19 protein-coding genes and 1 pseudogene are annotated in these 23765 nt (G+C 71.6%); 5 read left to right on the plus strand and 15 right to left on the minus strand.

Annotated features, from left to right (window positions below; translation table 11 throughout):
- Positions 1–14: 14 nt before the first annotated feature.
- The 5 genes and pseudogenes from C3E78_RS14390 to C3E78_RS14405 form a co-directional block, all read right to left on the minus strand.
- Positions 15–608, minus strand: coding sequence for a M14 family zinc carboxypeptidase (locus C3E78_RS14390; RefSeq protein ID WP_108579545.1), 594 nt, complete (start codon positions 606–608; stop codon positions 15–17).
- Positions 509–757, minus strand: a pseudogene (locus tag C3E78_RS18800) (M14 family zinc carboxypeptidase); the annotation flags it as partial. The pseudogene C3E78_RS18800 and the gene C3E78_RS14390, both read right to left, overlap by 100 nt.
- A 7-nt stretch (positions 758–764) precedes the next feature.
- Complete coding sequence (locus tag C3E78_RS14395) at positions 765–3881, minus strand: ATP-binding protein (RefSeq protein ID WP_159085905.1); 3117 nt, start codon at positions 3879–3881, stop codon at positions 765–767.
- 172 nt (positions 3882–4053) lie between these two features.
- Positions 4054–4695 carry a response regulator gene (locus tag C3E78_RS14400; protein ID WP_108579549.1) on the minus strand — a complete coding sequence of 214 codons (642 nt, stop codon included), beginning with the start codon at positions 4693–4695 and terminating at the stop codon, positions 4054–4056.
- On the minus strand, positions 4695–5981 hold the full coding sequence (locus C3E78_RS14405) for an ATP-binding protein (protein WP_235833638.1): 1287 nt from the start codon (positions 5979–5981) through the stop codon (positions 4695–4697). The genes C3E78_RS14400 and C3E78_RS14405 overlap by 1 nt, the downstream gene beginning before the upstream one ends.
- Before the next feature lie 130 nt (positions 5982–6111).
- Here C3E78_RS14405 and C3E78_RS14410 point away from each other — a divergent pair, with 130 nt between their 5' ends.
- Genes C3E78_RS14410 through C3E78_RS14420 form a run of 3 tightly spaced genes read left to right on the plus strand, consistent with a single transcriptional unit; the run spans position 6112 to position 7764 of the window.
- The gene (locus C3E78_RS14410; RefSeq protein WP_159085906.1) at positions 6112–7290 is read left to right on the plus strand and encodes a PspC domain-containing protein; all 1179 of its coding nucleotides are present in this window, start codon (positions 6112–6114) and stop codon (positions 7288–7290) included.
- Complete coding sequence (locus tag C3E78_RS14415) at positions 7287–7538, plus strand: hypothetical protein (protein WP_108579555.1); 252 nt, start codon at positions 7287–7289, stop codon at positions 7536–7538. Before C3E78_RS14410 ends, C3E78_RS14415 begins: the two co-directional genes overlap by 4 nt.
- Positions 7513–7764 carry a PspC domain-containing protein gene (locus C3E78_RS14420; protein WP_108579557.1) on the plus strand — a complete coding sequence of 84 codons (252 nt, stop codon included), beginning with the start codon at positions 7513–7515 and terminating at the stop codon, positions 7762–7764. The genes C3E78_RS14415 and C3E78_RS14420 overlap by 26 nt, the downstream gene beginning before the upstream one ends.
- Here C3E78_RS14420 and C3E78_RS14425 read toward each other — a convergent pair.
- Positions 7715–8737: a glycerophosphodiester phosphodiesterase gene (locus C3E78_RS14425; protein ID WP_108579559.1), complete on the minus strand. Its 1023-nt coding sequence runs from the start codon at positions 8735–8737 to the stop codon at positions 7715–7717. The genes C3E78_RS14420 and C3E78_RS14425 overlap by 50 nt on opposite strands.
- Positions 8737–10230 (minus strand): gamma-glutamyltransferase, encoded by a 1494-nt coding sequence (locus C3E78_RS14430; RefSeq protein WP_108579561.1) that lies wholly within the window; start codon positions 10228–10230, stop codon positions 8737–8739. The genes C3E78_RS14425 and C3E78_RS14430 overlap by 1 nt, the downstream gene beginning before the upstream one ends.
- A 123-nt stretch (positions 10231–10353) precedes the next feature.
- Here C3E78_RS14430 and nhaA point away from each other — a divergent pair, with 123 nt between their 5' ends.
- Positions 10354–11625, plus strand: a complete 1272-nt coding sequence (gene nhaA, locus C3E78_RS14435) for a Na+/H+ antiporter NhaA (RefSeq protein ID WP_108579563.1) — start codon at positions 10354–10356, stop codon at positions 11623–11625.
- A gap of 135 nt (positions 11626–11760) precedes the next feature.
- Here the strand turns inward: nhaA and C3E78_RS14440 are convergent, their stop codons facing one another.
- From C3E78_RS14440 to C3E78_RS14460, 4 genes are all read right to left on the minus strand, one after another.
- Positions 11761–13584: a glycoside hydrolase family 15 protein gene (locus C3E78_RS14440; RefSeq protein ID WP_108580909.1), complete on the minus strand. Its 1824-nt coding sequence runs from the start codon at positions 13582–13584 to the stop codon at positions 11761–11763.
- On the minus strand, positions 13577–14992 hold the full coding sequence (gene zwf, locus C3E78_RS14445; protein WP_235833639.1) for a glucose-6-phosphate dehydrogenase: 1416 nt from the start codon (positions 14990–14992) through the stop codon (positions 13577–13579). The genes C3E78_RS14440 and zwf overlap by 8 nt, the downstream gene beginning before the upstream one ends.
- Before the next feature lie 44 nt (positions 14993–15036).
- Positions 15037–15690, minus strand: coding sequence for a hypothetical protein (locus tag C3E78_RS14450; RefSeq protein ID WP_135804822.1), 654 nt, complete (start codon positions 15688–15690; stop codon positions 15037–15039).
- Positions 15691–15755: 65 nt separating this feature from the next.
- Complete coding sequence (locus C3E78_RS14460) at positions 15756–16538, minus strand: SDR family NAD(P)-dependent oxidoreductase (protein WP_108579571.1); 783 nt, start codon at positions 16536–16538, stop codon at positions 15756–15758.
- Positions 16539–16623: 85 nt separating this feature from the next.
- On the opposite strand from C3E78_RS14460, the gene C3E78_RS14465 reads away from it, so the two are divergent.
- A complete protein-coding gene (locus tag C3E78_RS14465) occupies positions 16624–17475 on the plus strand; it encodes a helix-turn-helix transcriptional regulator (RefSeq protein ID WP_108579573.1) in 852 nt (283 codons plus the stop codon).
- Between the two features lie 19 nt (positions 17476–17494).
- On the opposite strand, the gene guaA is transcribed toward C3E78_RS14465, so the two are convergent.
- The 4 genes from guaA to C3E78_RS14485 form a co-directional block, all read right to left on the minus strand.
- Positions 17495–19054, minus strand: coding sequence for a glutamine-hydrolyzing GMP synthase (gene guaA, locus C3E78_RS14470; RefSeq protein ID WP_108579575.1), 1560 nt, complete (start codon positions 19052–19054; stop codon positions 17495–17497).
- A gap of 246 nt (positions 19055–19300) precedes the next feature.
- Positions 19301–21832 carry a protein-arginine deiminase family protein gene (locus C3E78_RS14475; RefSeq protein ID WP_159085907.1) on the minus strand — a complete coding sequence of 844 codons (2532 nt, stop codon included), beginning with the start codon at positions 21830–21832 and terminating at the stop codon, positions 19301–19303.
- 156 nt (positions 21833–21988) lie between these two features.
- Positions 21989–22303 carry a helix-turn-helix domain-containing protein gene (locus C3E78_RS14480; RefSeq protein ID WP_199906835.1) on the minus strand — a complete coding sequence of 105 codons (315 nt, stop codon included), beginning with the start codon at positions 22301–22303 and terminating at the stop codon, positions 21989–21991.
- On the minus strand, positions 22296–23762 hold the full coding sequence (locus tag C3E78_RS14485; RefSeq protein WP_108579581.1) for an APC family permease: 1467 nt from the start codon (positions 23760–23762) through the stop codon (positions 22296–22298). Before C3E78_RS14485 ends, C3E78_RS14480 begins: the two co-directional genes overlap by 8 nt.
- Between the last annotated feature and the right edge of the window lie 3 nt (positions 23763–23765).

Genomic DNA, 23765 nt, shown 5'->3' on the forward strand with positions numbered 1-23765 from the left:
CGCCACTCGCGAGGTCAGCGGGTGGCGTTGATGCTGCGCAGGACGGCGCGCGGCGCGGTCCGTGTGAGGTACGTGAGCGACGGCTTGCGTGGCATCTCGACCGTGATGACACCGCTCTTCTTGTGGTGCTTGCGGACCCACATCGAGTACGTCCCGTGGCACGACGAGAAGCAGTCGAAGGCCTTCTTCGGCAGGCGGATCTCGGCGGCCAGCCGCTTGGCCCACTTGTTGTTGCCGGTGTCGCGGATGTCGATGCCGTTCAGCGGCTGGTGGAAGCTGATCGTGTACCTGGGCTTGATCTTGTTCGCGAAGCTGCGGATCGCCTTCGTCTCGGGCTCGGAGAACGCCTTGCGGCCCGAGTACGTCGCGCCCCCCTTCTTGCGCCACCCGGTCGAGAAGTTCCGGTTGAGGTCGACACCGCGGGCGTTCTGCCGCTTGCCCTTGGCCCGCCGTCGCGGTTCAGGACGGGCACGACCCAGATGTCCGCACCTTTGATCGGACGCCCGTCGCGCAGGGCCCGCAGCGTCCGCGTCGGCCCCGTCTCGTTGCCGTGCATCGCCGCGATGAGCAGGACCTTCTTCTTCGACGACGGTGTGCCGAGGCGCCACGCGACGATGTCACGACCCTGCACCGTCTTGCCGATGACCTTCTTCTGCACGATCGCGGACGGTGGCTTCTCCGCCGCGACGGCAGTCGATCCGGCCGTCGGCACGGTGAGGGCGACGGTGATCAGGAGGGCGGCCCCGAGAGTCTTCATCGCCCCATCATGACCCAGCCGGAGCGCCTCCACCAGGGAGTGCGAACGCCACCGCGTCCTCCTGGGTCATGGCCGAGCCCTCCGACCGCAGCGCCTCGAACACCTCCGCGCCGAGGGTCGTGGCCAGCGCAGCGGAGAGGTCCCGCATGTCACGGCTGGACCGGTCCGGCCGTCCCCGGATGACCTCGGTCGCGCCCAGCACCCGGGCGGCACGCTTGTCCTGACCGTGGTGGTGCGCGACGACCGCCGCCGCAACGGCGACCCCGGCCATCACCGGCATGTCCCGCGTGCGCCGACCGGTGCTCGCGGCGTCCAGCAGCTCACGATCGGCGCCGGCCAGGTCGCCGCTCCCGGCCAGGACGACCGCGAGCAGCGCGCGCATCCAGGCCTCCAGCTGGCCGCTGCCGAGCTCGGTCCGTCCTCCCATGTCGGCCAGGACGTGCTGCAGGTGCTCTGCCGCGGACGACTCCCGGCCCAGGACGTGCTCGAGGTGTGCCAGGTTGGTCCGGGCCACCGCCTGCTCACGAGGACTCCCCGATCCGAGGGCGCGCTCCAGCGCCGCGTCGAGTCCCGGGCGCAGCTCCTCCGCGTCCGACGGGTCCATGCGGGCGAGCTCGAGCTCGACGATCCGGATCGACGACAGGTCCCACTCCTCCGTCCCGCCCATCGCGTCGAGCAGCGGGACGGCCTCGGCCCACGACGCGAGCGCACCGTCGACGTCCCCGTCGAGCGTCTGGACGGTCGCCTGCTGGGTGAGCGCCATCGCCAGGCCCCACTGGTCGCCCAGCTCGCGGAACGCGTCGATCGTCGAGGAGATGACGTCGACCGTCTCCCCCACGCGGCCGGCGTTGTCGAGCATCACGACCCGCATCAGGTCGATCATCGCGCGGGTCCAGGGGTCCTCGGGCACCGGGAGGACCCGGTCGCCGGTCACCCCGAGGTGGCCCATCGTGGCCAGGACCAGGTGGACGAGCGGGTCGTCCGGCTGGTGCTCGTCCCAGAGGGCGAGCAGACGCCCCGCCGGCTCGCGCCAGGCTGCGGTGTCGCTGGTGTCGAACTGGCTCGTGAGCAGCAGCCCGCTGAGCGCGAGCGCCTCCATGCAGATCTCGCTGGCCGGATCGGCTGTGCCCGGCAGCCCGAGCACGGTCTCTCCCCACGCGAACGACTCCATGTGCTGGTCGCGGATCGACCAGTACATGGCCAGGCCCGCCACCAGGCGTCCCGCCCGTGCGCGGTCGCCCCGGTCGACCGCGAAGCGCAGCGCCGCCATCACGTTGCCGTGGTCCGCGTCGATCGCGGCGAGCGCGGCGACCTGTCCGGGCCCCCGCAGCAGCACGGACTGGGTCGTCACCAGGTCGCCGAAGTACGTGAGGTGCAGGTCGCGCACCGACTCGGCGAGGCCGTGGTCGAGCAGCCGCTCGACCCCGTACTCCCGCAGCGTCTCCAGCATCCTGAAGCGGGTGTGCTCGCCCCGGACCGGGACCAGCAGGGACTTGTCGGCGAGTGAGTCCAGCAGCGCCTCGACGTCCGCGCCCGGCGCCGCCACCGCCGCCGCGCTCTCGACCGTGACTCCCCCGGGGAACACCGCGAGCCGTTCGACGAGGTCGCGCTCGGCGTCCTCGAGCAGGTCCCAGCTCCACTCCACGACGGCCCGAAGGGTGCGGTGCCGGGGCAGCGCGGTGCGGCTGCCACCGGTCAGCAGACGGAACCGGTCGCCCAGCCGCGCTGCGACCTGCGCGACGGTGAGGGTCCGCAGACGCGCGGCCGCGAGCTCGATCGCCAACGGCTGTCCGTCGAGCCGGCGGCAGATCTCCCGCACCGCCGGCAACGTCTCGGCGTCGAGGACGAACGCCTGGTCCACCGCGCGAGCCCGCAGCACGAACAGCGCCACGGCGCTGTGCTGCAGGGCCTCCTCGGGAGTCGCGTCGTCGCCCGGGGACGTGAGCGGACGCAGCTGGTAGGCGTACTCACCGATGATGCGCAGCGGCTCGCGGCTGGTCGCGATCACGCGGAGCCGGGGGGCGTGCTCGAGGAGGTCCTCGGTGACCCGGGCGACCCCGTCGACGAGGTGCTCGCAGTTGTCGATCAGCAGCAGGCCGCGGACGTCGCGCACCGCCTCGATCAGACGCGCCCGCTCGTCGAGCCGGTGGGCGATCTGCGTACGGTCCCGCACGACCACCTCGAGCTGGCCCATCGCGGCCAGGATCGCCCGGACGATGCCGTCCTCGCCGGTGACCGGTGCGAGCTCGGCGAGCCAGACGTCGTCGAAGCGGTCGAGCGCGGAGCGGGCGGTCTCGATCGCCAGGCGGGTCTTGCCCGCACCCCCGGGGCCCAGGATCGTGACGAGCCGGTGGTCCTCGAGCGCGGAGCGCAGGTCGGCGATCGCGGTCTCCCGCCCGACGAACGACGTGAGCCCGGCGGGCAGGGACGGGTGCGACCGGCGCGGCTCCTGCTCACCGCGAAGGATCGACAGGTGCAGCTCCTGCAGCTCCGCCGACGGGTCGGTGCCGAGGTCGTCGGCCAGGGACGCCCGCAGGCGCTCGTACGCCGCGAGGGCCTCGTTGGCCCGGCCGTGGCATGCCAGGGCGGTCAGGTGGAGACGCCAGAAGCCGTCGCGGTAGGGGTGGTCGGCGGTCAGCTCGGCCAGCTCGGCGACGACCGTAGGGTCGATCCGCACCCGGGACTCCAGGCTCGTCTCGATCGCGGTCAGCCGCAGCTCCTGCAGCCGTGGGGCGGCAGCAGCCGCGAAGGGCAGGTCGGTCAGATCGGCCAGCGGCTCACCGCGCCACAGCGCGAGGGCCTCCTCCGCGCGTCCGGCGGCGACGAGCCGCTCGAACTCGTCGGCGTCCACGGTCGTGCCGCGCAGGACGTAGCCCGCGGGCGTCGAGTCCAGGACGTCGGACGGGAGCCGGCGACGCGTGCGGGACACGACGGACTGCAGTGCGCCCTTCGGGTCGTCGGGCACGTCCGGGCCCCACAGGTCGTCGATCAGCGTCGCGGCGCTGACCGGCCGGCCGCCACCGAGGGCCAGGCGTGCCACGAGGGCGCGGTTGCGCGGCCCGCCGAGATCGATCGAGCGATCGTCGGCGCGCACTCTCACCGGTCCGAGGACGTCCACCTGCACGACAGCCATTGTGCCCCCCGTCGCACCCGGGATCAGGCGGCGCGGCGGCGAGTGGCGCAGACCGTCCCCCGAGTGGCGCAGAAGTGGACGACACACCGTCCCACTTCCTTCATCTTGCGCCAGTCGCGGATCAGATGGCGCCAGTCGCGGATCGGATGGCGCCAGTCGCGGATCAGATGAGGCGGCGGTCGTTGGCCCAGCGGGTGAGCTCGTGGCGGCTGGACAGCTGCAGCTTGCGCAGGACGCTGGAGACGTGGGTCTCGACCGTCTTGATCGAGATGAACAGCTCCTTGGCGACCTCCTTGTACGCGTAGCCGCGGGCGATGAGGCGCATGACCTCCCGCTCGCGCTCGGTCAGGCGGTCGAGGTCCTCGTCGACCTGGGCGATCTCGATCGTCCCGGCGAACGCGTCCAGGACGAAGCCGGCCAGGCGCGGGGAGAACACCGCGTCGCCGGCCGCGACCCGGCCGATCGCGTCGAGCAGCTCAGGGCCCGAGATGTTCTTGGTGACGTAGCCGCGGGCCCCGGCCCGGATGATGCCGATGACGTCCTCGGCCGCGTCGCTCACCGAGAGGGCCAGGAACTTCGTCCCGGGGTGCCGTGCCTGGAGCCGGCGCATGACCTCGAGCCCGCCCCCTCCGGGCATGTGGACGTCGAGCAGGACCACGTCGGGCTGGGTCGCGGCGATCACCGTCACCGCGCTGTCGACGTCCTCGGCCTCCGCGACGACGTCGACAGGTCCGTCTATCTCGGCGCGGACACCGGTGCGGAACATGGCGTGGTCGTCGACGATCGCGACGCGCAGGGTGGTCATCAGGGTTCCTCTTCGGTGGACGGGGGCTCGGGGGTGGCGGTGGTGCTCGGGGACTCGCGGGGGCGCAGGGTGACGCTGAGCGCGACCTCGGTGCCCTCGCCGGGGCTGCTGCGGATGGACGCCAGCCCGCCGTGGCGCTCGACCCGGTCGACGATCGACCCGCGGACGCCCATGCGGTCGCCGGCGATCGTCGCCAGGTCGAACCCGACGCCCCGGTCGCGGACGAACACGTCGGCGGTGTGGCCGTCCGTCTCGGCGTAGACGTCGATCCGGTCGACCTTGGCGTGCTTCGCGGCGTTGATCATCGCCTCCCTCGCCGCCCGGGCGAGGGCCAGGGCGTCGGGGTCGAGCGGGGCGTCGCCGACCGCGATGACCTCGACGGGCACGCGGTGGGTGTCCTCGACGTCGGCCGCGGCAGCGCGCAGCGCCCCGACCAGCGAGTCGCCGGCCTGCTCGTCGTCGCCGTACAACCAGGCCCGCAGCTCACGCTCCTGGCGGCGGGCGAGCGTCGCGACCGTGGCGGCGTCGCCGGCGTTCTTCTGCAGCAGGGCCAGTGTCTGGAGCACCGAGTCGTGCAGGTGGGCGGCCACGTCGGCGCGCTCCTGCGACCGCACGCGTTCCCGCCGCTCCTCGCCGAGGTCGCCCAGCAGCCGCGAGATCCACGGGCCGAGGATCAGGCCGATGCCGAGCAGCGCGATGACCAGGGCCGACGCCAGGTTGAGCGCAGCCCCCCAGCCGCCCTCCTTGCCGAGGAAGTAGAGCCCGGCGAGCGCGACGAGGGCTGCCCCGGCCGCGACGCGCGAGGCGAACGCCCAGCCGCGGGTCTGCCGCATCCAGCGCTCCCACGCGACGTCGTCGAACTGGCGCCAGATGACCGCGAGCCCCACCACGGCCACGAGCAGCGGCGCGAACAGTCCCCCGCCGATGCCCCGGCCGGTGGCCTGGATCAGCAGCAGGACGCCGATGCCGACCGCGCCCAGCGCGATCGTCTGGGCGATCTCGGTCGGCCCGGTCCGGGTGCGGCTGCGCAGGCCGCGACGCGTCGCGGACTCCAGGCCGGGTGACAGGTCGGGGCGCCTGAGCGGGAGGAACCGCCACAGCAGCAGGTACGCGAGGACGCCGATGCCCTGCACCCAGGTCGCCACGATGAACGCGAGCCGCACGTAGAGCACCGGGACACCGAGGTGCTCGGCCAGCCCCGCCGACACACCGCCGACGAGGCGACGGTCCGCCGGTCGGTACGCGCGGCGATAGCCGTCGACGTCGCGCAGGGGGTCCGGACTCACACAGAGATCGTCACACGTGCGTGCGCGCGGGCGCCACCAGGAACGTCCCCGGTCGTCCCTCAGGGTCCCCGGGTGCGATTCAGGGTCGTACCCGATGTCCCGGGCGGCCCGGGTCGGACACGATGGAGACATGACCGACCCCCAGCAGCCCACCGCGTCGGGGCCTCCGCCGCGCGGCCCGGACGAGGGCTTCGAGCCCCGCCGGATGCGCACCATCACCGACATGAAGCGCTCGCGGGACGACCGCGTCGTCGCCGGCGTGTGCGCCGGCGCGGCCAAGTACCTCAACATCGACCCGGTCATCGTCCGCGTCGTCATCGCGGTCCTCACCGTCGCCGGTTTCGCGGGCGTCATCCTGTACGTCGCCGCGTGGTTCCTGCTGCCGTCCGAGGACGCCGACCGGAGCATCGCCGCCGAGTGGTTCAAGCTCGACAGGAACGAGGAGCAGGTCCGCGTCGCGGGGCTGGTCGGTGCGGTCGTGGTGGCGTCCCTCTCCCTCGTCGGCGACAGCAGCTGGGCCTGGTGGGGCGGCTCGCCGTGGTGGCTGCTCCCCCTCGCCCTGGTGGTGTACGTGGTGTGGATCCGCCCGCGGCGCCGTCGGGACGAGCAGGCCCGCCAGGAGTCCGCCTACGTCCAGTCCCCCGCCGCCGGGACGGACCCCGCCGGCACGCGCCGGTACGACGTTCCCGCGGGGACCGCCGCCCCCACGCCCCGGGAGACCAGGTCCCACGCACTGCTCGGGCTGACCCTGTCGGTCGCCGCGATCGCGGTCGCGGCCACCGTCATCTACGACGTGACGCAGCACGACGTCCCCTGGACGACCTACGTCGCGGTCGCGCTGGCGGTCGTCGCGGTCGGGCTCCTGGTCAGCACGTTCTTCGGCAACGGCGGTGGCCTCATCGCGGTCGGCTCCCTCCTGGCGATCGGCCTGGCGGTCGGCTCGCTGCTCCCGAACGGACGCCTCGGCGCCCAGCAGACCACGCCGTCCGTGGCGTCCGCGGTCGACGCGCACTACCGGCACGGTGTCGGGCTGCTCGAGGTCGACCTGACGCGGGTCACCGATCCCGAGGAGCTGCTGGGACGCACGATCACGCTCGACGCCGGGATCGGGCAGACCCGGGTCATCGTCCCTGACGGCCTCGCGGTCCGCGTCGACGCCGACCTGCGGGCCGGCGAGATCTCCCTCTTCGGCCGTGAGGACAACGGCACCGAGGTGTCGCTCGAGACCCGGACCGCGGAGCCCGCGGCCACCTCCTTGACGATCGACATCGACCAGAAGCTCGGCCACATCGAGGTGATCAGCCGATGAACCGTCATCCGTTCCGCTGGGAGGGTCTCGCCTTCGGGCTGTTCTTCCTGGCCATCGTGGGCAACTGGGCCGTGTGGGAGCGCGATCTCCTGAGCACCCGCGAGCTGAGCCTGACCGCGTCCGGCGTCCTGATCCTGCTCGGCGTCATCGGCATCGCCGCAACCCTCCGCCCCACCCGCCCGTCGCAGCCCACCCCTCACCCCGTCCCCGAAGGAGACCACGATGAAGAAGCTGACCCGCAACACTGAGGACCGTTGGGTCGCCGGCATCTGCTCGGGCGTGGCCGACTACACAGGTGTCGACGTCACCGTCGTGCGGCTCGTGCTCGTCGTCTGCACGCTCCTCGGCGCCGGGTCGCTGCTCATCGGCTACCTCGTGGCCTGGGTGCTCATCCCCAAGCGCACCGACACCCTCTGGGGCCGGGCTACCGACGTGCCGCCCACGCACGACGGGCCTGCACCGCCGTCTGCGTGAAGTCCGTGAACACCCCGTCGACGCCAGCGTCGTAGAACGCGAGGTACTCGGCCACGGCATCGCCGTGGGCGGCCTTGTCCCGGCCGACCCTCAGGTCGAGGGGCAGGAAGTTGTTCTCGCTGCGCATCGTCCAGACGTGCACGAACAGGCCGAGGTCGTGGGCGTCCCGGACGAGCCCGGTCTCGCCGGTCAGTCGCTGCGACCGGTCACGGCCGATCACCTGGCTCTTGTTGGGACCGATCCCGTCGGCGTACGCGGCGATGCCGGTCAGCTCCTCGGGCGTCGACAGCGCGGCGTACGTGCGCGGGTCCCCCGCGGCCACCAGGTCGTACGGCGCGCCCTGCCGGTCGAGGAGCTGGACCAGCGGCACCGGCGTCCGGTCGCGCAGCGCACGCAGGTTGCCGGTCTCCTTCGACTGGATCACGACGCCGGAGTCCTCGTGGTCGAGACCGCGGCGCTCCAGGTTCGCGACCAGGAGGTCGTTGAGGTCCAGGCCGATGCCGGCGAAGTACGTCGGGTGCTTGGTCTCCACGTAGACCCCGACCGGCTCGTCCCGGCCGACGCTCGCCTGCTCGGCGATGTCGACGACCTCGTCGAACGTCAGGACCGGCTCGGTGTGGGCCAGGGGGATGTTCTGCGGCCGCAGCTTCGGCAGGCGCTCGCGGGCCCGCAGCGTCCTGATCTCCTCGAGCGTGAAGTCCTCGGTGAACCAGCCGGTGTGCGGGACACCGTCCAGGACCTTCAGGGTCTTGCGGTCGGCGAACTCGGGCCGCTCCGCGACGTCGGTGGTGCCGCCGATCTCGTTCTCGTGCCGCACGACCAGCACGCCGTCCTTGGTCACGACCACGTCCGGCTCGATGTAGTCGCAGCCCTGCTCGATCGCGAGCAGGTAGGACGGTCGGGTGTGCTCGAGGCGCTCGCCGGGCACGCCGCGGTGGCCGATGACCACGGGTGCCTGGCGCGCGGCGGTCATCACGCCGTCGTGGCGGGCGTCGGGCCGTGCACCAGGCGTACGGCGCCGTCGCGGCGCGGGTCGGCGGCGGCCACCAGACGTCCGTCGTGGCGGCGCAGCGTGGCACCGACCCCGCCGTAGTACATCGTCAGGTCGGTCTCGGTCCGGACGACCTCGTCGGGCCGGCCGGCCCGGTGCACGTGGACCCGGCGGTGGTCGACCGCGTCCTGGAGGCCCAGGCCCCCGTTGACGAACCCCGCGAGCACCTGCACGATCGCGGTCGTGATGCGATCGGCGCCCGGCGAGCCGATCGCGATCGCGGAGCCGTCGACGTGCTGGCCGACGGTCGGTGCCATGTTCGACAGCAGCCGGGTGCCGGGGGCGAGGCCGTGCAGTCCGCGCGGGTTGAGCTCCTGCTCGCCGAGGCAGTTGTTGAGCCAGATGCCCGTCCCCCGCGCGATCATGCCCGAGCCGTACCCGGACGAGACCGTGACGGCGCAGGCCCCGCCGTCGCTGTCCGTCGCGGACACGTGGGCGGTCGAGCCCGACTCCAGGGCGCCGACGTCGTCGCGGTCCACGAGGTCGAGGAAGGCCGCCGCGTCCCGCTCGAGGTCGTCGGCGTGGTCCAGGACGGACAGCCGGTGACCCAGCACCGCGCGCTGCACGTCGATGACGTGCTGCACGTCCTCGGGCTCCCAGGGCCCACGCGGGCGCCCGTCGAGCAGCCGCAGCATGGCCGCGACGCACACGCCGCCGACCGACGGGGGCGGGTTGGTGCCGAACGTCCAGTCCCCCGCCCGCGCCACCAGCGAGGGCCGCACCACGGGGCGATAGTCAGCGAGGTCCTCGGGGCCCAGGATCCCCCCGCGCCGGATGACGTCCGCACTGATCAGGCGTGCGAGCTCACCCGTGTGGAGCGCGGCGGCCCCGTCGGCCGCGATCAGCTCCAGCGACGCCGCGAGGTCGGGCAGCACGAGCTGGCCGGAGTCGATCGCGCCGTCGGCGTCGTGCACCGCCGCACGGCTCTCCTCGTCCCACCCGAAGATCGCCTCGTGGACGTGCTCGAGGTAGTACCGGGACGCCGCGCTCATCCGGAAGCCGGTCCGGGCGACCTCGATCGCCGGGGTGACCAGCTCCCGCCACGGGATGCTGCCCCAGCGCCGGTGTGCCTCCTCGAACGCCGCGATCGAGCCGTGCGTGGCGACCGAGCCGGCACCGATCGTGATCGTGACGCCGCCGCCGTACTCCGTGTCGACGTCCCACGTGCCGCCGCCGAGAGCCTGTCCCCGGCCGGGCATGTCCATCCAGCCGTCGACCGTCTGCGGCGGGCTCCCGTCAGGCGGCTGCACCGTGATGAAGCCCCCGGAGCTGAGGGACACGAGGCCGACCTCGTTGACCATCGTGACGAGAGAGGCGGCCAGGGCCGCGTCGACCGCGTTGCCGCCGGCCAGGGCGATCCGCTGGCCGGCATCCGCCGCGGCCTCGTTGGGGGCGGCGATCGCGACGTCGGGCATGTCGGCAGGCTACCGGTGCGCCCGGGCACCCGCCGGGGACGACCGTCACGCGGCGGCACGTAGACTGGACCCCGGTGCGCCGGGAAGTCTGGTCGGCATGATTCCACCGACCCCAGGAGCCCCATGACCAGCCAGCGCCACCGCCTGTTCCACCGCCCCGGATCCTGGCCCGAGGCCTCCCGGATCACCGAGATCCTGCGCCAGGAGACCATCGGCGGGGCCCTCCTGATCGTCGCGGCCGTGGCCGCTCTCGTGGCGGCGAACACCGGTGACTGGTACGGCGACCTGCGCGACACCGTGGTCGGCCCCTCGGCCCTGCACCTCGACCTGAGCCTGGGGACGTGGGCGGCGGACGGCCTGCTCGCGATCTTCTTCTTCGTGGCCGGCCTCGAGCTCAAGCGCGAGTTCGTCGCCGGCGACCTCCGCGATCCCCGGCGCGCCGCGATCCCCATCGTCGCAGCGGTCGGCGGCATGGTGGTGCCGGCGGTCCTGTTCACCGTGATCAACCTCGGCGGGTCGCTGCGCGGCTGGGCGGTGCCGACCGCGACGGACATCGCGTTCGCGCTCGCGGTCCTGGCCGTGATCAGCACGCACCTGCCGACGGGCCTGCGCACGTTCCTGCTGACCCTGGCGATCGTGGACGACCTGCTGGCCATCGTCATCATCGCGGTCTTCTACACCAGCGACCTCGAGATCCTCTGGTTCCTCGTCGCGCTGCTCCCCCTCGCCGCCTTCACGGTGCTCGTGCAGCGCCGCGTACGCGTCTGGTGGCTCCTGCTGCCGCTCGCCGTCGTCATCTGGACGCTCGTCCACGCCTCCGGCATCCACGCGACCGTCGCCGGCGTCCTGATGGGCTTCGCCGTCCCGGTCCTGCGCAGGGACGGGAACGAGGGCCCCGGGCTCGCCGAGCACTTCGAGCACGTCTTCCGCCCGTTGTCGGCTGCCGTCGCGGTGCCGGTCTTCGCGTTCTTCTCCGCCGGGGTGGCGATCGGCGGCCTGGAGGGGCTGCGGTCGGCCCTGCGCGACCCGATCACGATCGGCGTCGTCGTCGGCCTCGTCGCCGGCAAGACCATCGGCGTGCTGGGCGCGACCTGGCTCGCCTCCCGCTTCACCCGGGCCGACCTGGACAGCGACCTCACCTGGATCGACGTGACCGGGCTGTCCATGCTGGCCGGCATCGGGTTCACGGTGTCGCTGCTGATCGGCGAGCTCGCGTACGGACCGGGCAGCGCCGCCGACGAGCACGTCAAGGTCGGCGTGCTGCTCGGCTCGTTGATCGCGGCGGCGGCGGCCGCCGTCGTGCTCCGGGCCCGCAACCGGCACTACCGGCGCATCCACGAGCAGGAGACGCTCGACGCCGACGGGGACGGGATCCCCGACGTCTACGAGCAGTGACAACCCGTGTGACCACGGTCACGACGGACTAGCACACCTGACCCGATGTGGCCATACCCACATCTGTGGGTATCCCTGTGAACAGTGCGACACGTTGTCCTGCGCGGGATGGCAGGCGACACGCCGACGACGGGCTCATCGGTCGAGCGCGCGGTCGAGGTTGATGGCCGCGCTGATCAGCGCGAGATGGGTGAATCCCTGCGGGAAGTTGCCGAGCTGGTCCCCCGTCGCGCCGACCTCCTCGGCGTACAGGCCGACGTGGTTGGCATACGTGAACATCTTCTCCAGCGCGAGCTGGGCGTCGTCGAGGCGACCGGCGCGGGTGAGCGCCTCGACGTACCAGAACGAGCACAGCGAGAACGTCCCCTCCTCACCGTCGAGTCCGTCCGGGGCCTCGTCGGGGTCGTAGCGGAAGACCAGGCTGTCGACCACGAGCCGCTCCTCGATCGCCTCCAGCGTGGAGAGGAACCGCGGGTCCGCGGGCGACAGGAACTTGACCATCGGCATGAGGAGCACGCCCGCGTCGAGCGCGTCGCCGCCCTCGACCTGCGTGAACGCCTTCAGGTCCCCGTTCCACGACTCGCTCATGATGCGCTCGTAGATCTCGTCGCGGACCGCGGCCCAGGCCGGGATGTCGCCGGGAAGACCACGTTGGCGGGCGATGCGGATCGTGCGCTCGATCGCGACCCAGCACATCAGCCGGGACGTCGTGTGCGCCCGCAGCGAGCCGCGGACCTCCCACATCCCCGCGTCGTCACGGTCCCAGTTCTCGCACACCCAGTTCACGACCCGCGTGACGTCGTTCCACGCGTCGCTGCTGATGCCGGCCCCGTACTTGTTGAACAGGTAGACCGAGTCGATCAGCTCGCCGTAGATGTCGAGCTGGAGCTGGTCGACAGCCGCGTTGCCGACGCGGACCGGTTGCGAGCCTCGGTGGCCCGAGAGGTGGTCGAGCCGGGTCTCCTCGCGGGGGACGTTGCCGTCGATGTCGTACAGGACGCGCAACGGGCCCAGGTCGTCGGACTGCTCGGACTCGCTGCCCAGGCGCTCGGAGAGCCACCGGATGAACGCCGACGCCTCGTCGGTGAAGCCGAGCCGCAGCAGCGCGTACAGCGTGAAGCCCGCGTCGCGCATCCACACGAAGCGGTAGTCCCAGTTGCGGTCGCCGCCGATCGCCTCGGGCAGGCTGGTCGTCGGCGCGGCGATGACCGCTCCGCTCGGCTCGTGCGTGAGCAGCTTGAGGGTGATCGCCGAGCGATTGACCATCTCGCGCCACCGACCGGTGTACGACGACTGCGACAGCCATCCCCGCCAGAACGCGGCCGTGGCCTCGAACAGCGCCGAGGTGTCCTCCACGTCCGCCTCGCGCAGCTCCTCGTCGGCGTCGAGCACCTCCAGCACGAACAGCGCGACGTCACCGGTGCTGAGCTCCAGGTTCGCCGACACGATCCCGTCCTCGATGTCGAGGTCGCAGGACGCGCTCACACCCATCCGCATGCCGTCCCCGGTCAGCAGGACCCCGTGCTCGACCGTCTCGGCCTCGCAGCTGGCCCGGCCGTAGTCGGGCCGGGCGTCGAGCCGCATCCGGATGTGCGTCGTCCCCCGCACGGCCACGACCCGTCGCACGAGCCGCTGGCGGTGGTCGGGGTCGCGAGCCTGCAGCACCGGCATGAAGTCGTGGACCTCGACGACCCCGTCCTTGGTCAGGAACCGGGTCGCGAGCATCGCCGAGTCCGGGAAGTAGAACTGCTGGGTGCGCACCGTGCCGTCGCGCGGCTCGATCTGCCAGGAGCCGCCCTCCTCGGGGTCGAGGATCGCCCCGAAGATGCTCGGCGAGTCGAAGCGCGGGGCGCAGAACCAGTCGATCGTCCCGTCGGTGCCGACCAGCGCCGCGGTGCGCAGGTCACCGATCAGTCCGTGGTCCTCGATCGCCAGCTGACCCTCGGGGTCCTCAGGCATCCGGCAGCCGCCAGCCACGGCTGCCCGGCAGGCTGAGCGCGGCGTCGGGGCCCCACGACCCCTGCGCGTACGGCTGCGTCGGCGGCCGGGAGTCCAGCACGGGCTGGCACACCTCCCAGAGCCGGTCCACCTCGTCGGAGCGGGTGAACAGCGTCTGGTCGCCCTTCATGACGTCGAGGAGCAGCCGCTCGTACGCCTCGAGCGGCACGTCCGCGGGATCGTCCTCCGCCACCTCGAGGTGCAGCGTGGAGAGGGTGAGCTCCAACGTGGGTCCGGGACGCTTCGCGTACAGGCAGACGCTGATGGTCGGCGAGTCCTCCAGCTCCAGCACCAGCTCGTTCGGGCCGTAGTCGTTGTCGCCGAAACGCCCCATGGGCGGGGTCCGGAACGTGAGGGTGATCGTGCGACGGGTGCTGCCCAGGGCCTTGCCCGTGCGCAGGTAGAACGGCACGTCCTGCCACCGCTCGGTGTCGACGAACGCTTCCAGGGCCACGAACGTCTCGACCTGGGAGTCGGGGGCGACGTCGTCCTCGTCGAGATAGCCCTCGTACTGCCCGAAGACGACCCGCTCCGGGTCGAGCGGGCGCATCGCGGCGAACACCTTGGACTTCTCGTTGCGCAGGGACGTCGCGTCGAGGTGCACGGGGGGCTCCATCGCGACGAAGCCCAGCACCTGGCACAGGTGGGTCGTGATCATGTCGCGGAACGCGCCGGTGGACTCGTAGAAGCTGCCGCGACCCTCGACGGTCAGCTTCTCGGGGATGTCGATCTGCACCGAGACCACGTGGTCGCGGTTCCACGCCGGCTCGATCAGGCCGTTCGCGAACCGCAGCGCGAGGATGTTCTGGACCGCCTCCTTGCCCAGGAAGTGGTCGATGCGGAAGACCTGGTCCTCGGAGACGACCTCCTTCACGGTCGCGTCGAGCTCGCGGGCGGTCGCCAGGTCGGTGCCGAACGGCTTCTCGATCACCAGACGGGCGCCGTCGGCCAGCCCCTCCCGGCCGAGCATCCCGATCATCGGCTCCATCGCCGCCGGCGGCACCGAGAGGTAGATGAGCTTCTCGGCGTCCTCGCCGAGGTCGCTCAGCGCGGACTCGACAGCCTTCGCCAGGTCCGAGCCGTCGTCGGCGTCGGACACCTGGAAGGTGAGCCGGCCGAGCAGGTCGTCGGCGACCGTGTCGTCGAGGTCGGTGACGAACTCCTCCAGGGACTCGCGAATCCTGGCCCGGAACTCGTCATCCGTCCCGGGGGCGTGACGACCCGAGCCGATGATCGCGTAGTCCTGGGGCAGGCGAGACGCCGCGGCGAGCCGGTACAGGCCGGGGAACAGCTTGCGCTTGGCCAGGTCGCCGGTCGCGCCGAAGAGCACGAAGACGTGGGGGGCGGGGATGTCGCTTTCAGGAGGCACCCTGTCAGCGTATGCACGCTGCGGGCGGGCGCAAGGGGTACGGATCAGTCGTAGTCGGACTCGTTGTCGAGCGAGATCCAGTCCGACGCCTTCTGCCGGGTCGTTCGGCCGTCCTTTTCCACGACCAAGGTCCCGTCGTAGGCCTGGACGGCGTACGAGACACCGTCCTTCTGGGCCACGAACGCGTCGAGCTGCGGGTCGTAGTCGCCCTTGAGGTCGACGATCTGTCCGCCTGAGGCCTTGGTGACGAAGCGGAAGTCCTCGCCCGAGCTCGTCCGGCCGCAGATCGACGTCTTGGCGCCGGTCGTCGTGGTCTTGTAGAGGATCACCGGGTACGAGCCGCCGCACGCGAGGCCGAGGCCGGACTTCTTCTGCTCCGACGCGGTGACCGGCGCCGCGACACCGCAGTCGGGCAGGAGGCTCTCCTGGCGGATGCCCTCGACGTTGAACTGGGTGTTCGGGCCCTCGCACTTCTTGGGCGCCGTGGCCTTCGGGGTCTTCTTCATCGGCGTGGGCGTCGTGGAGGCCCGCGGCGACGGCGTCGTGGCCGTGGCGGTGTCGCTGGGCGCGGTCGCCAACGGGGTCACGTCGTCGTCCCCGCCGAGGCGCCACACGCCCACGGCGACGACCGCCGCGATCGCGACGGCAGCGACGACCACGAGCAGGGGCTTGCGCCGCGATGAGGCGGACTGACTCACGGTGGTGCCTTCCGGTGGACTCCCACGACCCTAACAAGCCCGCGCCGTCAGGTCCGCATCGTGGCTCAGGCGCCGGCGCCCCCGTCGACCGGGATGATCGCCCCGTTCACGTACGAGGCACGGTCGCTGAGCAGCCACGCCGCCACCTCGGCGACCTCCTCGGGCCGCCCCATCCGGCCGAGCGGGCTGGCGGCCGTGACCTGCTCGATGATCCCGGGAGTCGACTCCTCCCACGCCTGCATCATCTCCGTCGCGGTGCCGCCGGGGGTGATCCCGTTGACCCGGATGCCCTCCGCGGCCCAGGTGACGGCCGCCGTCTCGGTGAGGCTGTTGAGCGCGCGCTTCATGGCGCCGTACGCGGGCAGGACCGGGTTCGCGCGCCGGCTGCCGATGCTCGAGGTGTTGACGATGGCCCCGCCGGTGCCGCGACGCATGAGCGCGGCCTCGGCCGTCATCGCGGTCCAGTGGGAGCGGAAGTTGACCTGGTACTGCTCGTCGATGTCCTCGTCGGCCGTGCCGTCGAGCGGACCGGGCCCGGCCTGGATGGCCGCACCGTTGTTGAACGCCCCGTCGAGGCGCCCGTGCAGCTCGGCGACGCGATCGATCGCGGCCCGGATGGTGGCCGGGTCGGCGAGGTCCACGCGGACCGCGTCGGCGACGCCCCCGTCCGCCCGGATGTCGGCGACGACCTGGTCCAGCGCGTCGGTGCTGCGCGCGCCGAGGACGACCGACGCGCCCTCCGTGGCGAAGAGGCGCGCAGCCGCGGCACCGATGCCCCGACTCGCGCCGGTGACGAAGATGGCCTTGCCCGTGAGCAGGCCGATGGATGAAGTGATCTCAGCTGTCATGGCTCCACCGTGCTGCGGGACGGCCGGCGGAGGGAGGCACAGACGGTACTACGGTCCGCGGCGGGTTCCGCGGCACACTGGACGCATGGACAAGCGCGAGCTCGGCGCATTTCTGCGCACCCGACGTGAACGACTGCGGCCGCAGGTCGCCGGGCTGACGGCGGGTCCGCGTCGCCGGACGCCGGGGCTGCGTCGCGAGGAGGTCGCGGTGCTGGCCCACATCTCCACGGAGTACTACGTCCGGCTCGAGCAGGGCCGGGCGCCGCGCCCGTCCGGTGAGGTGCTGGCCGGGATCGCGCGTGCGCTCCGGCTCACCGACGCCGAGTCCGACCACCTGCACGTCCTGGCGGGCACCGCGCCGGTGCGCACCGGACTGCACCGGCGCGATGTGCGGCCCAGCATCCTCGCGCTGCTCGAGCGCACGCCGCAGACGGCCGGGTTCGTGATCTCGGCGGCGTTCGAGGTCCTCGCGTGGAACGACCTCGCCGTCGCGCTGATGGAGGACTTCGGTGCGCTCGCTCCCCGCGACCGCAACCTCGCGCGGAAGGCGTTCCTCGACCCGGCACCCCCGGAGTCGACGCTGTACGGCGTGTCCGACGCCGCGGAGTTCCGGCACCACGTGGTGATGCAGCTGCGGACGGCCCGCGCGCGCTACCCGTCCGATCCCACGGTCGTCGGGCTCGTCGACGAGCTGCGCGACGGCAGCCCGGAGTTCTCACGGCTGTGGGAGGGACACGACGTCGGGCCCGCGGCGGTGCTCGCCAAGACGTTCCGCCATCCGTCCGTCGGGGAGGTCACGGTCGACTGCGACAGCCTCACCCTCGCCGAGCGCGACCAGCACCTCGTGCTCTACACCGCGCCGCAGGGGTCCCGCGACGCCGACGCGCTCGCCCTGCTGGGCGTCCTGCACGCGGGCGCCGGCACGCCCGGCCGCTGACGTCAGCGGCCGCGCGCGCTCACTCCCACTCGATGGTTCCCGGCGGCTTGCTCGTGATGTCGAGGACGACCCGGTTGACCTCGTCGACCTCGTTGGTGATGCGGGTGGAGATGCGCTCGAGCACCTCGTACGGCAGCCGGCTCCAGTCGGCCGTCATGGCGTCCTCGCTCGACACGGGGCGCAGCACGATCGGGTGGCCGTACGTACGACCGTCGCCCTGCACGCCGACCGAGCGGACGTCGGCCAGCAGCACGACCGGGAACTGCCAGATCTCGGCGTCCAGGCCGGCGGCGGTGGTCTCCTCGCGGACGATCGCGTCGGCCGCGCGGAGGATGCGCAGGCGCTCGGAGTCGACCGCGCCCACGATGCGGATCGCCAGTCCCGGGCCGGGGAACGGGTGGCGGCCGACGATCGCCTCGGGGATCCCGAGCTGGCGGCCGACGTCGCGGACCTCGTCCTTGAACAGCGTCCGCAGCGGCTCGATGAGGCTGAACTCGAGGTCCTCGGGCAGGCCGCCGACGTTGTGGTGGCTCTTGATGTTGGACGTGCCCGCGCCACCGCCGGACTCCACGACGTCGGGGTACAGCGTCCCCTGCACCAGGAACTTGACCGGCGTGCCGGGGGTGGAGAGGACCTCGCGCTCGGCGGCCTCGAACACCCGGATGAACTCGCGGCCGATGATCTTGCGCTTCTGCTCGGGATCGGAGACGCCATCGAGGAAGCCGAGGAACTGGTCCTTGGCGTCGACGACCTTCAGGTCCACGCCCGTCGCCTCGACGTAGTCCTTCTCGACCTGCTCGGCCTCTCCCTCGCGGAGCAGCCCGTGGTCGACGAACACGGCCGTCAGCTGGTCGCCGATCGCCCGCTGCACGAGTGCGGTGGACACCGCGGAGTCGACGCCGCCGGAGAGTGCGGAGATCACCCGCGCGTCGCCGACCTGCTCGCGGATGAGCGCGACCTGCTCCTCGACGATGTTGCTGCTGGTCCAGGTCTGGCGGCAACCGGCGATGTCGACGAGGAACGACTCGAGGATGCGCTGGCCGTGCTCGCTGTGCAGGACCTCGGGGTGCCACTGGACGCCCGCCAGCCGGCGGTCGCTGTCCTCGAACGCCGCGACGGTGGCGCGGGGGGACTTGGCGTTGACCAGGAACCCGTCGGGCGCGCGGACCACCTCGTCGCCGTGCGACATCCAGGACGTGAGGCTCGGCGGGAGTCCCGAGAGCAGCTTGCCCGGCTCCAGGACGCTGACCGCGGTGCGGCCGTACTCGCGCTGGCCGGTGTGCGCGACGGTGCCGCCGAGGGCCTGCGCCATGGCCATGAATCCGTAGCAGATGCCGAAGACGGGGGTCGTGGCCTCGAACAGGGACGCGTCGAGCTGCGGTGCGCCGTCCTCGTACACCGACGACGGCCCGCCGGACAAGATGATGGCGGCGGGCTTGCGGGCCAGCATCTCCTCGACGGGCATCGTGTGCGGGACGATCTCGGAGTAGACCCGGGCCTCCCTCACCCGACGGGCGATGAGCTGGGCGTACTGCGCCCCGAAGTCGACGACGAGGACAAGGTCATGTTCGGGAGTCACGCCTGTCAGTCTATCGGTCGAGAATTTTCTCCAGGAACGTCGTAACCCCCTCGCAGGACGTTCGTTGGACAGGGTGGATCCGACACACTCCCTCCCGCCGGATCATGTGCTGCTCCTCGTGGCACGACAGGGCCCGACCCGTACACTCCCTCCCGGTCGGGCCCTGCGCACGTCCGGGGCCGGTCGGGAACCGCGACGAGGCCCGCGACCTGATGGTCGCGGGCCTCGCCTCCGTCCGTGCCTCGGTCAGCGGCGGACCTTGCCGACCTTGACCGTCGTCGCCTTCGTCGTGAAGCCGGACTTCTTGGACGTGATGACGACCTTGATCGTCCTGCCTGCCCACTGCTTCTTGAGCTTGAGCCGGGTCTTCGTCGCGCCGGGGATCGCCTTGTTGCTGACGTACCAGCGATACGTGACCGACGATGCCTTCGGGCTCAGCGAGCCCGCCCGGAGCGTCAACGTCTTGCCCACCTTGTGGCTGCCTCGCACCGACGGGCGCTTCGACTGCGTGAAGGTGCGCGGGACGCTGCCGACGGTGGTCATCGTCGTGACCGTCGCATAACCTCGCTTGCTGCTCGCGATCGCGACCCGGATGACCTGTCCGCCCCAACCGCTCTGGAGCTTCAGGCGGTTCGACGTCGCTCCCGGGATCAGCGTCGATCCGCGGTACCACTGGTACGTGACCGCGTCCGGCGAAGGACTCAGCGAGCCCCGCCTGACCGTCAGCGTCCGACCGGCCTGGAGCACGCCGGAGACCGATGGCTGCGAGACCGTCAGGAACTCCTTCGGCCCCTCCGGGGCCACGGACTTCTTCTCACCCTCGGTCCACCAGGAGTCGCCGTACGTCGTGTCGCGGAGGGCGTTCGTCACGCAGTGGATCTGGCCGCCGCGGTTCGTGTAGAAGTAGTCCTCGGCCCACTGCACCTCGGTCCCGATCTCGGCGAAACGTGCCTCGATCTCGGCCTGGAACACATCCTGGCCGTCGACCGCCGGCGCGTGCTGCGTGGGGATGAGGACCACGTCATGTCCGGTGCCGATGAGGTTGGACGCGTTGGGCACCTGGACACCGACCCGGCCACGACCCGCCGCACCCTCGCGGTACAGAACCGGGACGCGGATGATGTCAGCCTCGGTGAGTCCGGCCTCCTCGCGCAGGACCTTCAGCGCGCGGTTGACGCCGGCGTGGCCGATAGCGGTGCCGTTGACGATCAGGGGGTCGTTGACGGCCTCCGCGATGGTGGTGGTCGGAGGGGTCGTCCCCTCCGGCGGCACCAGGTCGTACGCGGTGTAGAGCCGCTCGTCGCCCCGGCCGTCCTCCACGAGCTCCTCGAGCATGTCCAGGGCGAGCTTCGGGTCCGCGGCGACCAGGGCCCAGCCACGGTCGTTGTCAGCAGGGATCACCGACATGAACTCGTCGATGTGTCCGACGTTGAGCCAGCTGGTGTCGACCGTGATCGGGTCCTGGAAGCCCTGCAGTGCGAGCATCTTGTTGAAGGCGGGATCGGCGGTGAACTCCGTGCCCGGCACGGCGCCGAACACCTTGCGACCGAGCGGGTAGCTCTTGCCGTTGTGCTCGTACGCCGGGAGGGTGCCGTAGTTGCCGGTCGAGCCTCGGCTGTCATAGCTCATGCCGGCAATGGTCGGCGGCACGTACGCAGGGTCGAAGTGCTGGATCCCGGCCACGTCAGGACCGCGCAGCTCGGTGAAGACGACCCGACCTGTCTGCCGGAACGGGTTGCTCCCGGCGTTGTCCCGGCCGTCGCGCACCGGCGCGCGGACGAACACCCGCATCTGCTGCTCGCCGTCCCCCGAGGGGATCGACATGAGTCCGGGCTCCATGATGTCCTGGGTCCAGATGTCGGTGCCGTCGCCGCCGCCCCGGGCGCCCTGCATGCTGGGCAGCTTCTCCAGCTGGACGTCACCGTCCATGCGTTCCATCCCGGCGAGGAAGTCGGCCGCCATGGCCTCGGCGCTCTGCCTGGTGCGCAGGGTTCCGGCAGTCGGCGCCGGCATCTCGACGTCTTCGTAGACCGACGTCTCGTTGTCGGCCATGTACAGCTTCTCGATGGGCATGCTGTCGGTGACGAACAGCAGCGGAGCGACCCGCAGCTGCACCTCGTCGGTGGCGACCTGTTTCGAGCCGCTGCGATGAACGACGCGAACCGTGACGCTGCCGTCCCACGACTCGTCGCGGATGATGTCCTTGCCCTCGATGCCGAGCTCCACGCCGTCCTCGATCAGGTCGGACGGCAGGGCGCCGTTCGCCCCCAGCCGCGTCCAGTCCCCTGCCGAGGAGCCCTCGCCGCGCTTGACGAAGACGTTGACCTTCGCCGCGCCGACGCCGCGCAGCTCGACGCGGACCGCGCTGACCTCGTCCGGGTCGACCGGCTGCACCCGGATGCGGGCCAGGTCCTTGACGTCGGTGTCCCCGTTGACGACGCCGTCGGCGGCGTCGTTGCACGAGGCCAGCTGGACGTCCGTGAGCTGCGTGCCGCCGGACCCGATCGTCGGGCAGCGGCTCGTGTCGTCGTCCAGGTTCGCCAGGAAGAACGCGCCCCGGTCCTTGGACCAGGAGGCACGCCCGTTCGCGTCCTTGGCATCGATGACACCGTCACGGTTGGTGTCGGAGAGGATCAGCGCCCCGGTGTCGTTCGCGGCGACGGACGGCGTGGCGATGGCCTGGATGCCGCCACCGGCCAGGACGGCCGCGGTGGCGATGAACGCGCCGGAGCGGGCCCACGTGCGTGGCGCCCTCGTCTGTTGGATGTGGAGTGACATGCGCTCTCTTTCGTCTGGGAGCAATTCGAGTCCGCTGTCAGCGGGCCGGGCCCAGTACAGCGACGCGCAGTTGCCGCACAGTTCCACCGGGGTTGCCATCGGGTAGGTCCAAATGAGACACCCCCACCGGCTTCGTCGCCGCCAGGATCGCGCTGCTCAGACGACGCTCTCGCTCGTGTGCGGCCGACCGGAGTCGGTCGCAGGAACGGTCGCCTGCTCGGCCTGGCGTCCGAGCGCCACGACACGGACACCCAGGACGAAACCACTCAGATCGGGAGTCCTGACGAGATACTCCTGCGCGACCAGATGCTTGAGGATCCGGTAGACGGTGGCCCTGGACATGGGCAGCACGCCCAGCAGGGTCCGCGTCGTGACGCCCGGTCCCAGGTCCGCCACGGCCTCCAGCACCGCGAAGGCGTTGTCGACGGCTCCGGGCTCGCGCGCCACGAAGACGTCCCTCCTGTCAGGCACGGAGCTCCTTGCCCTCCGGGCCGCCCGCCAGAAGAACCTCGTGCACCAGCCCCACGTCGTGGGCTCCGACACGCACGGCGCCCTGCGGCATCCTGGACCTGATCGCCAGTCGCCAGGCCAGGCCCGCCACGACGACCCCGCCGAGCAGGCCGGCCGCCCAGCAGGAGCCCTGCCCCGCCTCACGGACGACTCGGTGGGCGGCGACTGCGCTGACCCCGAGGAAGGCCAGGCCCGAGGCCACCACCGCCCGGGCACGCACCTCGTCCAGCGTCCGCAGGAACGGGACGAGCGCCAGCGCCGCGCAGGCGTACGCGACGCACATGATCGTGGTGGAGGCCCCCAGGAGGTGACCGGACACTGCGGTCGCGCTTCCACCCTCGACCCATGCGGCGAACGGGACCAGGAGAGCCAACGGCAGGATGCACCACATGGCGATGACCGGGACACCGCCGCGACCGGTGCGCCCCAGGGCGGACCACACGATCCCTTCACGCGCGAAGGAGAACAACAACCGGGACAACGCCGTCCAGGCGCACAACGCGAGAGCCAGCAGGGACACCCCAAGGATCACGAGAGCCACGGCGTCGGGCCAGGAGATCTGGGCCTCGACGTTGAACCAGCGGCGGTTCCACAGCGGGCCGTCGTCCGGTGGCGCCAACGTGCCCACCAGGTTGGCGGTCAGGAAGAGCCCGCCGGTGACCAGCAGGCTCGTCCTCATGGCGGCGGGGACGGCGCCCTGAGGTCGTTCGGTCTCCAGGCCGAGCGATGCGCAGCTCTCGAACGCGACCGTGAGCGCGGCGATCATGCCCGCACCGGCGAGGACGTGTTCGACCGATGCGCCGGAGAGGGAGAATGCCTCCGCGCTCGGCATCCCGTACCTCACGACCCACACCGAGAAGATCGTCAACAGCAGCAGGATGCTGACGGTCTCGGCCCCGAACGCAGCCCGTGTCGACCACCGGATGCCCCGGCGCATCACCAGCAGGCACGTTGCCGCGGACAGGAGCACCAGGATCCATCCGGCCTGGTTGTCGGGCGCGCTGCCACCCACCGCCGTCCAGGCCCCTTCGAAGCGGCGGGCGCCACCGGTGAGCCCGAACCCGATCAGGATGCCGTACCCCAGGACGAGGGCGACGCCGACGATCAGGGCGACCGTCGCACCCAGACCCTTGGCCACGTACGTGTAGAGCGACCCAGCCGCAGTGAAGCGGGACGAGAACTGGTCGAAGACCACCGCGAGCAGTGCCGCTAGCCCGAACCCCAGCACCGTGCTGATCCAGAAGCCCGGACCGACGATCGAGGGCAGGGCCAGGCCCGTGCCGAGCGCGCTGAGTGACGGCGTGAGGACGGCGACCGAGTGGGCCACCAGGTCACGACGCCCCACCTGACGCCGCGCCAGCCCCTCGAACGCCGATCGCCGACCGAACTCGGGCGTCTCTGGTCGTGGATCGCCGCGCACGTC

The organism is Aeromicrobium chenweiae (assembly GCF_003065605.1).
In the GTDB taxonomy this organism is placed as follows: Bacteria; Actinomycetota; Actinomycetes; order Propionibacteriales; family Nocardioidaceae; genus Aeromicrobium; species Aeromicrobium chenweiae.

Bases quoted from the DNA above. Each gene is read 5' to 3' on its own strand.
- C3E78_RS14460 (WP_108579571.1), bottom strand. From the start codon at position 16,538: ATGACAGCTGAGATCACTTCATCCATCGGCCTGCTCACGGGCAAGGCC.
- C3E78_RS14410 (WP_159085906.1), top strand. From the start codon at position 6,112: ATGACCGACCCCCAGCAGCCCACCGCGTCGGGGCCTCCGCCGCGCGGC.
- C3E78_RS14420 (WP_108579557.1), top strand. From the start codon at position 7,513: ATGAAGAAGCTGACCCGCAACACTGAGGACCGTTGGGTCGCCGGCATC.
- C3E78_RS14475 (WP_159085907.1), bottom strand. From the start codon at position 21,832: ATGTCACTCCACATCCAACAGACGAGGGCGCCACGCACGTGGGCCCGC.
- nhaA (WP_108579563.1), top strand. From the start codon at position 10,354: ATGACCAGCCAGCGCCACCGCCTGTTCCACCGCCCCGGATCCTGGCCC.
- C3E78_RS14400 (WP_108579549.1), bottom strand. From the start codon at position 4,695: ATGACCACCCTGCGCGTCGCGATCGTCGACGACCACGCCATGTTCCGC.
- C3E78_RS14440 (WP_108580909.1), bottom strand. From the start codon at position 13,584: ATGCCTGAGGACCCCGAGGGTCAGCTGGCGATCGAGGACCACGGACTG.
- C3E78_RS14430 (WP_108579561.1), bottom strand. From the start codon at position 10,230: ATGCCCGACGTCGCGATCGCCGCCCCCAACGAGGCCGCGGCGGATGCC.
- C3E78_RS14415 (WP_108579555.1), top strand. From the start codon at position 7,287: ATGAACCGTCATCCGTTCCGCTGGGAGGGTCTCGCCTTCGGGCTGTTC.
- C3E78_RS14465 (WP_108579573.1), top strand. From the start codon at position 16,624: ATGGACAAGCGCGAGCTCGGCGCATTTCTGCGCACCCGACGTGAACGA.
- C3E78_RS14425 (WP_108579559.1), bottom strand. From the start codon at position 8,737: ATGACCGCCGCGCGCCAGGCACCCGTGGTCATCGGCCACCGCGGCGTG.